The organism is Chryseobacterium sp. JJR-5R, from assembly GCF_034047335.1.
GTDB lineage: Bacteria > Bacteroidota > Bacteroidia > Flavobacteriales > Weeksellaceae > Chryseobacterium.
In genome coordinates, this window is record NZ_CP139137.1 from 786873 (window position 1) to 799814 (window position 12942).

A 12942-nucleotide genomic window follows, 5' to 3' on the forward strand; every position below is an offset into this window, starting at 1 on the left:
GGACATATTTTTCCGGATTAAACTACAACTTGTGCTTTTATCTGGGAGTACAGCAGGAATCGAACCTGCATCTCTGATCAGTAAGATCAGTGTCCTTCCGTTCAGAACGATGTACTCCTTAGAAACGTACGGGACTCGAACCCGCAGCCCCTGACTTGGCAGGTCAGTGCTCTTCCATTGAGCTACCGTTTCAGTTTTTGGGAAGCGTGCAGGACTCGAACCTGCGGCCTCCGCCGTGACAGGGCGGCATTCTTCCTGCTGAACTAACGCTTCTCTGTTTTTACCAGGTATGAACTTTATAATTTTTCAGTAAAACACCGCTGAAATAATTCCCTTTAATCCCTTCCGCAACCGGATGCAGGATTCTTGCTGCACCGTCTACAGAATCCAGCGGCGGGATATATCCCTGCTCAAACTGTTTTCTTCTTAAGCTTTCCGTGGCTCCCGTGGAAATCCATCCAACGTCTACGGCACTCATGTAGATACGGTCTTTTTCAAATTCTTTTGCCGAAGTAAGCGTCATCATATTCAGGGCGGCCTTGGTCATATTGGTATGCGGATGGAAAGCCGTTTTGTTCTCGTAACTGAAAATTCCTTCCGAAGAAGTAATATTGATAATGAATTTTTCTTTAAAAGATGAGTTTTTCATCAGTGGCTTTAGTTCCTTGATCAGGAAATAAGGCGCGATATGATTAATCAGGTTTACCTCCACCAGCTCATACAGGGAAATCTCTTCCATTGTAGAATTCCAGCTCGTTTTATCCCGGTGGTCTACAGGCTGTCCGAAACGGGTAAGTGCAATATCGGTCTCTTCATTCCGGGCATATTCCAGTTTTCCGATTTCGGTTGAAACGGCCGTGGCATTCGGAAACAGTTTTTTATGGTTTTTATATTCCGCCAGCATTTCATTTTCACGCCTGATGACAGAAAGGTAATATTCGTCCGGATATTTAATGGTTTGTGCCGCATTATTGATCAGGATGTCCAGCGTATCGAAATTTGAGGCATAAAAATCTGTGAATTCCTGAACTGCCTTTAAATTCCTGAGGTCCAAACCATAGATCCAGAGCCTGTCTTTCCACTTGTTATAATCGGCTTCCTGCTGCAGTGTTTCGAGAGCCAGGGCCGGAAACCGGGTCGTTAAAACCAGGTTGGCATTGCTTCTCAGCAGTTTCAGGGCTGTTGCCAGTCCAACCTTTACACGCCCTCCCGTCAGGACCACGTTCCGTCCCGAAAGATCTGCCGATAAAAAACGCCTTTCATAATTTTCTCCAGCACATGTCGGGCACATCCTGGTATAGAAAGAATGGGCATGCCTGTAGCTTTGGTTACAGCAGTAGCAGTTCTTTGGAATCTGCAGCCGGGTAAGCTGGGTTTCGTCTTTATGATCGTCATAAAAAATAGAAACTCCTGCAAGGGCTTTCTTCATCAGAAATGATTCAGCACTGACTTCAAGGTCGTGTGATTTCATTTGCCAGTAGCCTTCCTGGCGGTTCTGCTTTCTGGCGTTTTTATGGATCTTGGTGATCAGCCCAGAAAAAACAAGGTTGTCAGGATTGGTGAACGGCTCATCTTTCAGGGCATTTAAAACCTTGAGACATGATTCCCATTCATTTTGCGTAAAGTGTTGATGAAAAAAATCCATTGCTTTTTATTTTACAATGGCAAAATTATCTGTGCAGTGCGCAATGTTTTTACGTACCTGTGAAAAATGTTATGAAAGCCTGAATTTATAGCTCTTGTGATGTTTTTAAAAAAATAAGTCAGATTAATACGCCGACAGACCAGGTTAAATACTTTTTCTGCGATGATCCGGATCATTAATCGTTAATAAAAACTTCCAGAAATCCGATCAGCTGTTCTCCGCCGTGGCTCCAACGGATCCCGTGCCCGCCTTCTTCCCTGATTTCGAAAACCAATCCGTGCTTATAATGAAAAAAGACGTTCCACCATGTGGTGTGGTCTAAAATAAAATGAATTTTCTCCATCACGCTCTGCTGCTTTTGCCGGTTGTTTCCTTTTATGTCTCCCCAGAACCGGTCATCCGTTCTGCCGGCATGTTTTTCCCAGGCCCGCTGTGCCATGGTCACTTCTTGGTTAAAAGGTTTTTCACACGCTTCAATCAGCACAGTCCGCAGTGGCGGAACGGCATTTTCATTCCGGATGCTGGCTGAGGTAAGCCGCTGTCCCAGGATATTCAGCCAATGCTCAAAAGGGATTTTCTCCATCTGCTGTGCCTTATGTTCATCCGTATTCCGGCTTTCAAGAATATTAATAAAAATGCGGAAACTTCCCGCACGGTCGGGTTTTATTTCTTCATGAAAGAAAGGCAGGTCCCATTCTAAGGTTCCGGTTTTAAATTTCCGGATGTTGTTATCTGAATTTTCCAGATGCTCCTCAGCTAAAACAGCCTGGTATTTTTCTTTCCAGGTTTCTGAAAACAACGGAATATATTTCTTTAGTGAATCCATGATTAAACCATTTTCACCAAGTTAACGGGAAGCTTTTCTTCTTCCATCAAGTATCCGGCAAGGTTAAACCAGTTCCGGCAATGGTCCAGAATCCAGCCATCTGAAGAGACGGCAATTTCTGCGTGTTCAGCAAGGAATCTGTCCGGATTAAATTCCAGTTCAGTTTCCCAGTTCAGATGATTTTCAAAAGAAAAATCCAGGACCATCTGTCTGATCCTGCCGCTGTTGGAAACAGGTTTGTCAAAAATCCAGATTAATTTCCGGGCTCCGGACTTTTGAAAAAATGCCGCAACAAGTTCGATTGATTTTAAAGTCTGGTTCACTTTTCTGTAGGTCCCGTGAACGCCGGAAAGATCCCGTAAACAGCCGTCCGCACCCCGGAAAATATAAGCTCCGGAAAGCAGGCTTTCCAGGAGGATGATGATATTAAAGCCGTCCAGATGTACCGTTGCATCCTGTAATGCGGAAATCTGAAGTGCTTTGTCTGCCCTGTTCCGGATCTGGATTTCTGAGGCAGAAGCAGCACGGACGGCCTGAATCTGGCGGGCTTTAAGGCGGTAGCGGTTTCCGGTCAGTTCCGAAGAAGCCCTTTCAGCATAGCCTCTGCTTAACAGGTAGTGCATATCCTGAACTGCCATTTTCAGTTTTCCGGTCTGCTTTTCTGAACCGAAAAGCAGGTCGTCATCCGTGTTTTTTCCGCGGTTTTTTTGCATGCCCAAATGTAAATGTATTTTTTAAAATAACCGGTGGCTTCAACAGGCAAAAGAGGGAAGATAAGTTTTTTTCGTTAGAAAAACAGCCTGAAATATTAATGGCTTATCATTAAATAAAATTTTATTACCGGGGAAATAATTTTATTTTTGTTGTATGTTGGAAAACCGATCCCCGTTTTTAGATACGTTGTTTCTGCTCCGCAAGGAAGGAAGCATGGCCATCTATACAGACCTTCAGGAAATCTCTGCAAAGGAAGAGGCAGATGCCGCAGATTATTTTGCCTCTGAGTTTGAAAACGAACGGCTGGAATTCCTGTCGGATCAGGTCAGTTTCCATAAAGAATCCGCAGTCTGGGCAGCAAAGGTGCTGTATCACAGTGCACAGCTGTACCTGGTGAGAAAAGATACGTCCGGCAGCCTCGGGAAGTTAATTCCTGGTTTCGCAGGGGAAAGAAATGTTTCTTCAATCCTGTCGGCAGATTTGTCATTAAGGTTTTTGCCGCAGATAATAGCAGTCCTGCACGATGCCGACCCTGAAGATCCATTGGTGGGAATGCTGGAAAATATTCTGGTAAATTTTCATTATTCTGCGATCGGATATGACTTGAACCTGGGAAAAATAAACTGGCAAGAAGAATTAAGCAATGCAACCTACCGGAAATTATACCTTGAAAGGATTGTAGACAAAAAAGACTACAGGCTGGCAGAAATCCCATACATCAATCATCTGCTGATGGCGGAATTCGGGCTGCATAAAGATGAGTTCTGGAAAGAATTAAAATAAGTAACACACAGAAGAATGAGCCAGGAAACCGTATTTGATTTTGTAAAAAATCCTACTAAAGAAAATTTTCTGAAATCCAGGGAATTGGTGATCAACAGTCCGGATTATGATCCTTATTCTGAGGATTTGACCATTATGGAAAAACTGTTAGAGAATAAAGCATACGAAAAACTGAATTATTATGTTACGGTTAATGTACTGCTAAGTCCCAAAGCACATTTTATAAAATATCTTTCTTTAAAAGAAACCGGAAATGCAAAAGCGGCAGAAAGTATTATGTTTATCTGCTATCATATTTTAAATTGTATTGAGAAGACAGGAGACGGAACCATGCAGAATCCATATATTGTAACCAGGGTTTCTGACGAAACTGATTTTTTACAGTTTCATTTGAGAAAAAAGCATATCCGGCAAAAATTAATTCAGAGTGAAGGTAAGTATATGGATGTTTTAACGTTAGAAGATGGATCTGAATTGTATTTCGATATCACGACACCTTACCGGAAAATTGCATTTTCTGAAAAAAGAAATGAAGAATAAAAGAGGGGAGAGGTGAAAATTTTAAAATTTAATCAATGACTCAGAATATTGAAAAATTAAACAAAGTCCTTACTTACGTCAAAGACACTTTTGTCGGAAAGAATGATGTGGTAGACCTTTTGGGAATTTGTTTGCTGGCCAGGGAAAATGCCTTTTTATACGGGCCTCCCGGAACGGCAAAGTCTGCCATTGTAAGAACGCTGGCAAAAACCGTTAAAGACGGGAAAAACTTTGAATACCTGCTGACCCGCTTCACGGAACCGAACGAAATTTTCGGGCCTTTCGATATCAGGAAACTGAAAGAAGGGGAGCTGCTGACCAATACCGAAGGCATGATGCCGGAAGCCTCCATGGTTTTCCTGGATGAGATTTTCAATGCCAATTCTGCCATTCTGAACTCACTCCTGATGGCTTTGAATGAGAAGGTCTTTAAAAGAGGAAAAGAAACACGGCACCTACCGGCCCTGATGTTTGTGGGAGCGAGCAACATACTTCCTGAGGATGAAGCATTGAATGCCCTGTTTGACCGTTTCCTGATCCGGATCAACGTGGATTATGTGCATCCCGAGCTTCTCCAGCAGGTGCTTCTGGCAGGAAGAAAACTGGAAAACCAGACGGAAACGGATATGCCTGAAATCTTTTCGGACGAAATAAGGGAACTTCAGGGTTTCTGTAAAAGCGTTGATCTGAAACCGGTGTATGAAGTCTACCTCAATACCATCATCAGCCTCAGGAATACAGGGATTGCCATTTCTGACCGAAGGGCCGTGAAGCTGCAGAACCTGATTGCGGCAAGTGCCCTGATCTGCGGAAGAACCGAAGCTGTTTTATCCGACCTCTGGGTGCTGAAACATATCTGGGATACCCAGGAACAGATTGAAATCCTGGAAGGGATCATCAACCGGACCATTGAAAAAGACGATAGCCCGGGATCCCATCCGCAGGCACTGCAGAATAAAGCACCGAACCCGGAAGAGATTATGAAAGACGTAAAAATCCTGGTCGGAAAATGGGAAGGCGAAACATTGAGTTTTGAAGAACAGAATGTAATCAAAGATAAATTAAGATACCTCCAGACCCGCTGCGACTGGATCAGGAACCCTGAGCAGAAACAATATATTCAACAGGAAATTGAACGTCTATGGCAAAAGATCCTTCAGAGCATATAAAAGAATTCTGGGCAGAGCTTCCGCGTGCCGATGAAGATGTCCTCGGTTCGGTTCGTGACTGGAAGAATATTCAGATTGCAAGGGAAGAAGAAGTAATCTGGATGAAAGGTTTTACCGGTGAACAGGCGGTTTCACCGGAAATTCAGCAGCTGCCCAACTGTTTGATGTATGAATTAAGGGAAGGGCTTTTATTTCGGAAAAATGCACTCGTCCCCAGTAAAAAAGTCCGGACTGCATTACTATGGATGCCCATTGATCAGGCATTACGGCTGACTTTTCCTATTTCCAACAACAATTTTTTCGGGATTGATGAAAAAATTACGGTCAGGCTGAAACCCACCGAAGAAGTGCAGCCTGCAGTTGCTTTATTATCTTCTGTGGCTGAAATTAAAGACCTGATGATTACCCTTCCTAAATTTAAACTTGAAAGAATGGACTGGACGGTCATTAACAGCAAAGCACTGTTTTTAGGAACCCCGTTACTGAGTTTTCCGGGAAGAACGTACTGGACGAAGGACGGTCATCTTCTGCCATCAGGCTTTGATTTTGAGTTTAAAAACGTAAGTGTCCTGCTTCAGAAAAAATACAATGAAGCGTTGAGCCAATGGCTTGTCTGGAACGAGGACGGAACGTATATATCTGTTCATAAAAATGATTTCCGGAAATTGTCCGTAAGCTCATTCCGTCTCACCGAAAAATCACAGGAATGGAGTTAGAAGAATATTTCCAGTCATATGAAAGCTATTTTTGGGAATGGACTACCGATGAAGATGTTCCTGACCCATCCGGCTATCATGAAAACAACCTTATTTCGATCCCGAATGTCGGGGCGATTGCCTACAGGCCTTATGTAATCGAAGTGTTAAAAGAACTGAAAGACCAGGGATTTCCGCCTTTCGGCTCACTGCTCCTGGTTCTATACGCTTTGCAGGACGGATATCTTAACATGGATGGCCTTTTCTATCATTTGAAAAAGCAGATGGAAAATCCTGTAGGAGAAGAAATAAGGAATGATATAGGTGTTACGATTAATTTTTTAGAGAATGTAAACCGTGTAGGAAATTCTTTGAAGAGGGGACAAAATAAAATAATTCTTTTAAAATCTATTTTTAAAGATTGTCATCATATAATTTCTGCCGAAGCTTCGGATCTGATTATTAAGAAATTTGAAAGAAAGCCCTATAAAATATCAGAAGCTGCCGTTCAGAATACTTTAAACCGATCGGTTGTTGCTAAAGATTTTAAAGTTCTGGCATTGCTATACAGGAAGTTTCCGACGACTGAATCCATCATCGGATCCCTGAAAGATGTTGTCGATCTTCCTCAATTGGAAGACGAAGTGGTACAGGAAGAAACCACTGTTGAGAACGGGAAAGATTTTATTCAGGAACTTACTGAAGATCCAAAAACATTTCAGGTCGGAAGCCTGATCAAAAGGATATGGAGCGGACTGAAAATTCCGATGCGCCACCTTTCCCCCGGTGAACAGCCGATCGGAGGGATTTCTGATATGACCAATAAAGGTGATCTCAACAGGATGCTGTTATCAGAATTTGCCAATGAAGATGAGGTTTTCATGAACCGGGTGGCCAATCAGGAAGCACTGTATATCCAAAGAGAAGTTCCGCCTGAAGAAAATATTTTTGAGCGGATTATCCTGATTGATACCTCCCTGAAAAACTGGGGAATCCCGAAAGTACTCGCTTTTGCATCAGCCATTGCCATTATTAAACATCCGAAAGCACATTCGGAATGTAAGATTTTTGTTTTGGGAGAGAATGCGATCCCTGTTTCTTTAAATACAACGGATGAGGTTATTGAGCATTTGAATCAGGTAAGTCCGGTCTTGGAAGTTTCCCGGGCATTGGAAAAGTTTCTTGGCGAAGAGCATCCGGAAAAAGAACTGGAAGTTTTTTTTATCACCAACCAGGAAAATTTGGACCATCAAAAGCTTCAGAAAGTCATTCACGAAAACAGGGACCGGCTGAAATTTCTGGTTACCACTTCTCCGTATGGCGATCTGAATTTTTACAGGCACCATAAAGGTACCAGGAAGCATGTTCAGAAAATGGTGCTTCCGCTGCAGGAACTATGGGCAAACCCTCCGAAACAAAAACAGGGAAATACCGGTTCCGGAAACGGAATTAAAGTCCTGGTTCCGCAAAATTATCCATTGCTGTTCCCAACGCCGAAAGACAGGATCAAGACATTTCTGTACGAAGGGGAATTTTATATTTTAAGCAATAAAAAACAGGTGTTAAAGACCTATTTATCTGATAATTATTACAACCGGGATATTTATCACACCTCCAGTATCCAGAGAGGCTGTGAAGTGGTTTTGGAAAATATTTCCATAAAACCCGGAGGACAGTTTGCGCTGGCCAAAAATAAGTCCGGAAATTATATTCTCGCCCAATATCAACCCGATAAAAAGTTACTATCCAAACTGAACTTACATACAAAAGAATATTCAGAGCTCAATCTGACAGGGCATCATATGCCTCCGGATTACAGCCTGCTTTATTTCAGTAAAAATTTTTATCTGCACCATGAGCATGCGCCTGTTATTTTTAAGATCAGTATGGAAGGGAATATCTCTATTGAAAAGGTAAAAAATAACGCGGAGATTTTTAAAAGTGACGTAAAGAGCAGGATTGAAATAGACCGGTTGAGGTACAGGGGGACTAAAATATTAAGTAATTTTACCGGAATCGGGATCAACGCTGCAGATGAACTGGTCGTTTCTAAATGGGCTTTAATGAAACAGGATGAAAATGTCTGTAAATTTGTTAAAAACGCGGAGGATATCATGGTTTGGTCTGCCCGGCATAAAAATAAATTTACTTTCGGCGATGGCAGCGAAGTGATTACGGATTCCCGCGGTATGATGACGTTCATGAGCAGCAATAAAAACATTCCGACATTTTACCTGCCTTCCACCCACTACGGATATATGGCACTGGCTACCGAAAAAGAGTTCGGAGGTTCGGAATACTACCTGCCGAAGGAAACAAAGCTGAAAGTCAGGGAAATGGACGATATGTATTCTGATTATATGGATGCCTTCATTAAACATATTCTGGAGTATGGAACTTAGAATCAACCCCTTTCCGAAGAATAACTATCCTAAAAAAGGGCTTTTGATCAAGGGGTCTTCACCGTTGACGTGGCTTCATGAAATGGAAGTCTTGGGAATAGTGTTAAGTCAGGTCAGGTCGTTTCCTATTCCGTCCCTTGAACCGAATGTGTTGTACGGCTGTTTTCTGGTTTTCCCGGACCTGGCTTTGAATGAAATCGGTAAAAATGCCTATTTTCAATGCGTTGATAATAAGCTCTTTATTCCTGAAAACACGGATTTTTATCCGAAAGTAAATCCGGAAGAATGGCAAAGTGTTGAAACGGAATTCATTGTTATGCATCCTGATTTCGGGCTGGTAAGATTAGACGAAAAAATCGACTGGCTTTCGCTGATCCGGTCTCCCGAACAAACCGGAAACCAGGTCCGGAAACCGCTGAGCGGCGTAAAGATCCCTCAGAATATTGAACGCTTTACGGTGGAAATGGATGATGAAAAAGTCCTGGAAGCCCTGCAGAAACCGCAGACTGAAGAAGAATGGATGAAAGATCTTCCTTTTGACCTGAAAAAGGTAATGGCAGGAAATAAAAAGGAAATTGAAAAATACCTGAAATACATTGAAAAATATCCTGACCGGGCAGTAGAGCTGGGGATTCCGCTTGATATAATGGGGACGTCAAGAGGCAGCGGCTTCGGGAAGTTTAAATTTTTTGAAAAAATAGGGTTAGGAAAATTATTTGCAGGAAATACTTCCGGAGGCAGTTTTTTTTATCCTGCAAAGTACGGTTGGATTTTATGGTCGATATTCATTATTGTGGGCGTGGTGTGGTTTTCACTCTATCAGATTATTGAATCTCCTGCGTCTTCAGGCCCGGCGTCCTCCGGCAAAATTTCAGAGATCGATAAAAATATGATGTCACCGGTGGTAGGCTATCAGTCAGGCGTTACGGATATAGACATGAAGATTGACTCCCTGTACGGATCAGAAAGGCGGAATCTGCTGAATGAACATCAGAGGGCAGCCAGCTGGTACAAGGATTCTGATCACAAAAACAGCTACGAGGAATATCTGAAAAACGGAGGCCGGCCTATTGAGAAGATTTCTGAGGAAATAGATAGGGTGGCACAGGAAATTAAAAATTCTGAAGATTCACTCAAAAAAGTTTACCATAAAAAAATTGTAAAATACCTGGTGCAGAATGAAGAAAAGTACAGGAAAAAAATTGCAGATTCCCTGAGCAGCGTAAGTTCAGGAAAACCCGCTGATGAAGGCATTGTAAAACATATCTGGAAAAAGAGACAGGTACTGATTGAAGATTCCCTGGGAAGACTGTACGGAACAAAAGAATACCAGGATCCTCCCTTTAAGCCGGACGAGGCTGGAAAAGTCCGGACATTTGAAAAGGAAGATTCCGGCACAAAACATGATATCCTGGAAATTATTTTTTTAATTGTTCTGATGACGGGGATTGTAGGCCTGTATTCCTATTTCGTAAAAAGAAAAACACTGAATATCGGAGGCAGGAATGTTCCCGGGAGAACCAAGGCCATCCTGATTTTAATTTTAACGGCCATGCTGGTGTATCTGTTTTATCCTCTTATTGAAATGTTCGGATACAACTGGTTTGTCTGGGTGCTGGTGATCTGTGTGGTCCTGCTTCTGTACCGCCTCTTCAGTGATGATAAAACTATTTTAAAATCGGATAAGGATGAATAAGCAGAGGTTTACGGATAAATTTTTGGCCGCGTTTTTTATTCTGGTCTTTCTTAAAGTAATCGGGATGCTTGCGCAGCTGTTCCATGAGAGTTTCTGGAGCGTAATCGGGAAATTGGTTATATTCCTGATTGTGGCTGTCATCATTATGATGGTGCTTAAAAACTTTGAGGATAAAGAAAAGGAAAAGGAGGCAGGCCGCAAAGGCAGGTCCGGCGGTGATAATTTTTATATAGAATCTTCACTTTTCGACAGGATCCGGAATAAATATGAGGAGCTTGCCCGGCAGTATATCGCCGAACAGGACTACAAAAAAGCAGCAAAGGTGTATATGAATCTTCTGCAGAACCATTACCGGGCTGCAAAAACGCTGGAAGAAGGAGGCTTTTATAATGAAGCAGCCGTGATTTATCTTAAAAAATTAAAAAACAGATCTGAAGCAGCCCAATGCTATGAAAAAGCAAAACAGTATAGAAAAGCCATTGATCTCTATAAAGAACTGGAGCAGAAAGAAAAAGTGGGGGACCTGTACAGGGAAATCAAGGATGTGAAGAATGCCAATGCCTATTATCAGCTGGTTGCCGATGATTATGTGAACAACAGCCAGATGGTAAAAGGATCACTGATCTACCGCAAAAAAATGGAACAGCCGGAAGAGGCCCAGAAAATACTGTTAAAAGGCTGGGAAGAAAATAAGGATGCATTCAACTGTCTGAATAATTACTTTGCCAATATCACGGATGTTGAAAAGCTCGGGCATGAAATCCGGCACCTGTATGAAAAAACCAATTCAGTCCAGAAAATCACGTATCTTGAAGCGATGAAGTATGAATTCAGGAAAAGTCCCGATCTTCAGAAAACCACAAGGGATATCGCCTATGAAATTATTGCCGGAAAAGTAGCTACCCGTTCTGAAATCGTCAATGAACTGAAACATTTCAATCCTGATGATGATATGATCTTAAAGGATATTTCAAGATATAAAACGGGAAGAAACAGGATGTTCAGGAATTAAGGTTTGTTACGGTAAGCCAAAAATAAAGAAATCTTTAATCCTATTTTACAGTCAAAATTGCTTCGGTACTTTGCTACCCGCAATGACAAGTCAATAAAATATTAAGAAAAACATTTATCTTTGCCCTAACAAAATTATGACAATACAAAGAGCACATATCAATGTAAACCTATGCGGAAGCCCTTCACTAAAGGGATTGTTCGGATATGAATGGATGATATGCAATGAGGCGGAATGTGCTTGCTTTGAAAATTATTTACAATAAACCTGTAAGATTTTATCAGAATATAGTAAAAACGCCTCGGTAAACGGGGCGTTTTTTGTGTTTTTAAGACGGAAATTATTTAGAATGAAAAAAAATAACCGGAAAAGTGAAAATTATTTAATCAACAATGAACAATTAATACGAAAATAAAGCGTGATCGATAACCCGATGAGAGACAGTCATTTAGGTAATTAAGACATCTGTACAATAGTACGGACAGGAATTCCCTATTCTTAATTTGGTTGTTATTATTCTGATTTTCAAATAGTTAAATGAAAAATAAATTTGCAGGTTAAAAAAAATCATACTTACTTTGCAACCGAAAATTAAAAGCAACATGTTTTTAATCATTCAAAAAAACATTTTAACAACAGGAATACAATGAAACAATTACATAACATATCTGATTTATATTCAAAACAAAACGGACTCGAGCCGATGGGAGTGGGATATGCATGTATTCTTAACAGTGAATTTGTGGACAAAAGGTGCTTATATAATTGCGTCAGTTAACGAACTGATACGTCAAATAATATGAAGCGCCTCCCGAAAAGAGGCGCTTTTTTTATGTTCCTTCAGTTTTGACACTCATAAACTGCCCTTCGGGATTACAAAAACAGTTCTGTAGCTCAATTGGATAGAGTGCCGGTTTTCTAAACCGGAGGTTAGAGGTTCGATCCCTCTCAGAATTACAAAGGTTCACGGAAAATTTGGATCCGGCTGTCTCCCGGAAAAAAATAGTGAAGTGAATCTGCAAAACTGGAAAGATAACAGTGGTTGTTTACCTGCCCTGAAGGCGGAGGTCGCAAGGCCGAATGCCAGGAATTCGTGAACCATGAAAACGTTATATAGAGACGGTGAACGACCCTGCTTTCCATAACATCTGCTCCATTCGTCTAATGGTTTAGGACGGCTGCCTTTCGAGCAGTAAATAAGGGTTCGATTCCCTTATGGAGTACAAAAGATTTCGTAGCTCAATGGTTAGAGTACCGGTTTCATAAGCCGGAGGCTGAAGGTTCGAATCCTTCCGAAATTACAGTAATTAAGTTAATTGTTTCAAAAGAGAAAAAGGAAAGAGTCTGTCGAGCGCAGAAGATCTTTATAAAAACACATATACAGACAGGCTTTTTCTTAACTCTGAAAATGAATAGTGGATTAACGCTGATTAATACAGAATTCAGAGATTGGAAACTGG

General features: G+C 41.5%; 10 protein-coding genes and 5 tRNA genes. 10 read left to right on the plus strand and 5 right to left on the minus strand.

Annotated elements, in window-relative coordinates; translation table 11 throughout:
- Window positions 1-120: 120 nt before the first annotated feature.
- The 5 genes from SD427_RS03715 to SD427_RS03735 form a co-directional block, all read right to left on the minus strand.
- Window positions 121-192 (minus strand) — tRNA-Gly (locus SD427_RS03715).
- A gap of 8 nt (window positions 193-200) precedes the next feature.
- Window positions 201-273 (minus strand) — tRNA-Asp (locus tag SD427_RS03720).
- Between the two features lie 7 nt (window positions 274-280).
- A complete protein-coding gene (locus SD427_RS03725; protein WP_320559955.1) occupies window positions 281-1645 on the minus strand; it encodes an SDR family oxidoreductase in 1365 nt (454 codons plus the stop codon).
- Between the two features lie 175 nt (window positions 1646-1820).
- Complete coding sequence (locus SD427_RS03730) at window positions 1821-2471, minus strand: hypothetical protein (RefSeq protein ID WP_320559956.1); 651 nt, start codon at window positions 2469-2471, stop codon at window positions 1821-1823.
- A gap of 2 nt (window positions 2472-2473) precedes the next feature.
- Entirely contained in the window at window positions 2474-3184 is a 711-nt protein-coding gene (locus SD427_RS03735) for a DUF434 domain-containing protein (protein ID WP_320559957.1), read from the minus strand.
- Between the two features lie 154 nt (window positions 3185-3338).
- Here SD427_RS03735 and SD427_RS03740 point away from each other — a divergent pair, with 154 nt between their 5' ends.
- The 10 genes from SD427_RS03740 (at window position 3339) to SD427_RS03785 (ending at window position 12783) form a co-directional block, all read left to right on the plus strand.
- Window positions 3339-3968, plus strand: a complete 630-nt coding sequence (locus SD427_RS03740; protein WP_320559958.1) for a hypothetical protein — start codon at window positions 3339-3341, stop codon at window positions 3966-3968.
- A 15-nt stretch (window positions 3969-3983) separates the two neighbouring features.
- Entirely contained in the window at window positions 3984-4508 is a 525-nt protein-coding gene (locus SD427_RS03745; protein ID WP_320559959.1) for a DUF4919 domain-containing protein, read from the plus strand.
- A 35-nt stretch (window positions 4509-4543) separates the two neighbouring features.
- A complete protein-coding gene (locus tag SD427_RS03750; RefSeq protein WP_320559960.1) occupies window positions 4544-5677 on the plus strand; it encodes an AAA family ATPase in 1134 nt (377 codons plus the stop codon).
- Window positions 5650-6393: a hypothetical protein gene (locus SD427_RS03755; protein ID WP_320559961.1), complete on the plus strand. Its 744-nt coding sequence runs from the start codon at window positions 5650-5652 to the stop codon at window positions 6391-6393. The genes SD427_RS03750 and SD427_RS03755 overlap by 28 nt, the downstream gene beginning before the upstream one ends.
- The gene (locus SD427_RS03760; protein WP_320559962.1) at window positions 6384-8774 is read left to right on the plus strand and encodes a hypothetical protein; all 2391 of its coding nucleotides are present in this window, start codon (window positions 6384-6386) and stop codon (window positions 8772-8774) included. The genes SD427_RS03755 and SD427_RS03760 overlap by 10 nt, the downstream gene beginning before the upstream one ends.
- Complete coding sequence (locus SD427_RS03765) at window positions 8764-10470, plus strand: APC family permease (RefSeq protein ID WP_320559963.1); 1707 nt, start codon at window positions 8764-8766, stop codon at window positions 10468-10470. Before SD427_RS03760 ends, SD427_RS03765 begins: the two co-directional genes overlap by 11 nt.
- A complete protein-coding gene (locus SD427_RS03770) occupies window positions 10463-11482 on the plus strand; it encodes a hypothetical protein (RefSeq protein ID WP_320559964.1) in 1020 nt (339 codons plus the stop codon). The genes SD427_RS03765 and SD427_RS03770 overlap by 8 nt, the downstream gene beginning before the upstream one ends.
- An 883-nt stretch (window positions 11483-12365) precedes the next feature.
- A tRNA-Arg gene (locus tag SD427_RS03775) sits at window positions 12366-12439 on the plus strand.
- Window positions 12440-12632: 193 nt separating this feature from the next.
- Window positions 12633-12705, plus strand: a tRNA-Glu gene (locus tag SD427_RS03780).
- A gap of 5 nt (window positions 12706-12710) precedes the next feature.
- Window positions 12711-12783, plus strand: a tRNA-Met gene (locus tag SD427_RS03785).
- Window positions 12784-12942: the final 159 nt, after the last annotated feature.

Bases quoted from the DNA above. Each gene is read 5' to 3' on its own strand.
- SD427_RS03740 (WP_320559958.1), top strand. From the start codon at position 3,339: ATGTTGGAAAACCGATCCCCGTTTTTAGATACGTTGTTTCTGCTCCGC.
- SD427_RS03770 (WP_320559964.1), top strand. From the start codon at position 10,463: ATGAATAAGCAGAGGTTTACGGATAAATTTTTGGCCGCGTTTTTTATT.
- SD427_RS03750 (WP_320559960.1), top strand. From the start codon at position 4,544: ATGACTCAGAATATTGAAAAATTAAACAAAGTCCTTACTTACGTCAAA.
- SD427_RS03765 (WP_320559963.1), top strand. From the start codon at position 8,764: ATGGAACTTAGAATCAACCCCTTTCCGAAGAATAACTATCCTAAAAAA.
- SD427_RS03760 (WP_320559962.1), top strand. From the start codon at position 6,384: ATGGAGTTAGAAGAATATTTCCAGTCATATGAAAGCTATTTTTGGGAA.
- SD427_RS03755 (WP_320559961.1), top strand. From the start codon at position 5,650: ATGGCAAAAGATCCTTCAGAGCATATAAAAGAATTCTGGGCAGAGCTT.
- SD427_RS03730 (WP_320559956.1), bottom strand. From the start codon at position 2,471: ATGGATTCACTAAAGAAATATATTCCGTTGTTTTCAGAAACCTGGAAA.
- SD427_RS03725 (WP_320559955.1), bottom strand. From the start codon at position 1,645: ATGGATTTTTTTCATCAACACTTTACGCAAAATGAATGGGAATCATGT.
- SD427_RS03735 (WP_320559957.1), bottom strand. From the start codon at position 3,184: ATGCAAAAAAACCGCGGAAAAAACACGGATGACGACCTGCTTTTCGGT.
- SD427_RS03745 (WP_320559959.1), top strand. From the start codon at position 3,984: ATGAGCCAGGAAACCGTATTTGATTTTGTAAAAAATCCTACTAAAGAA.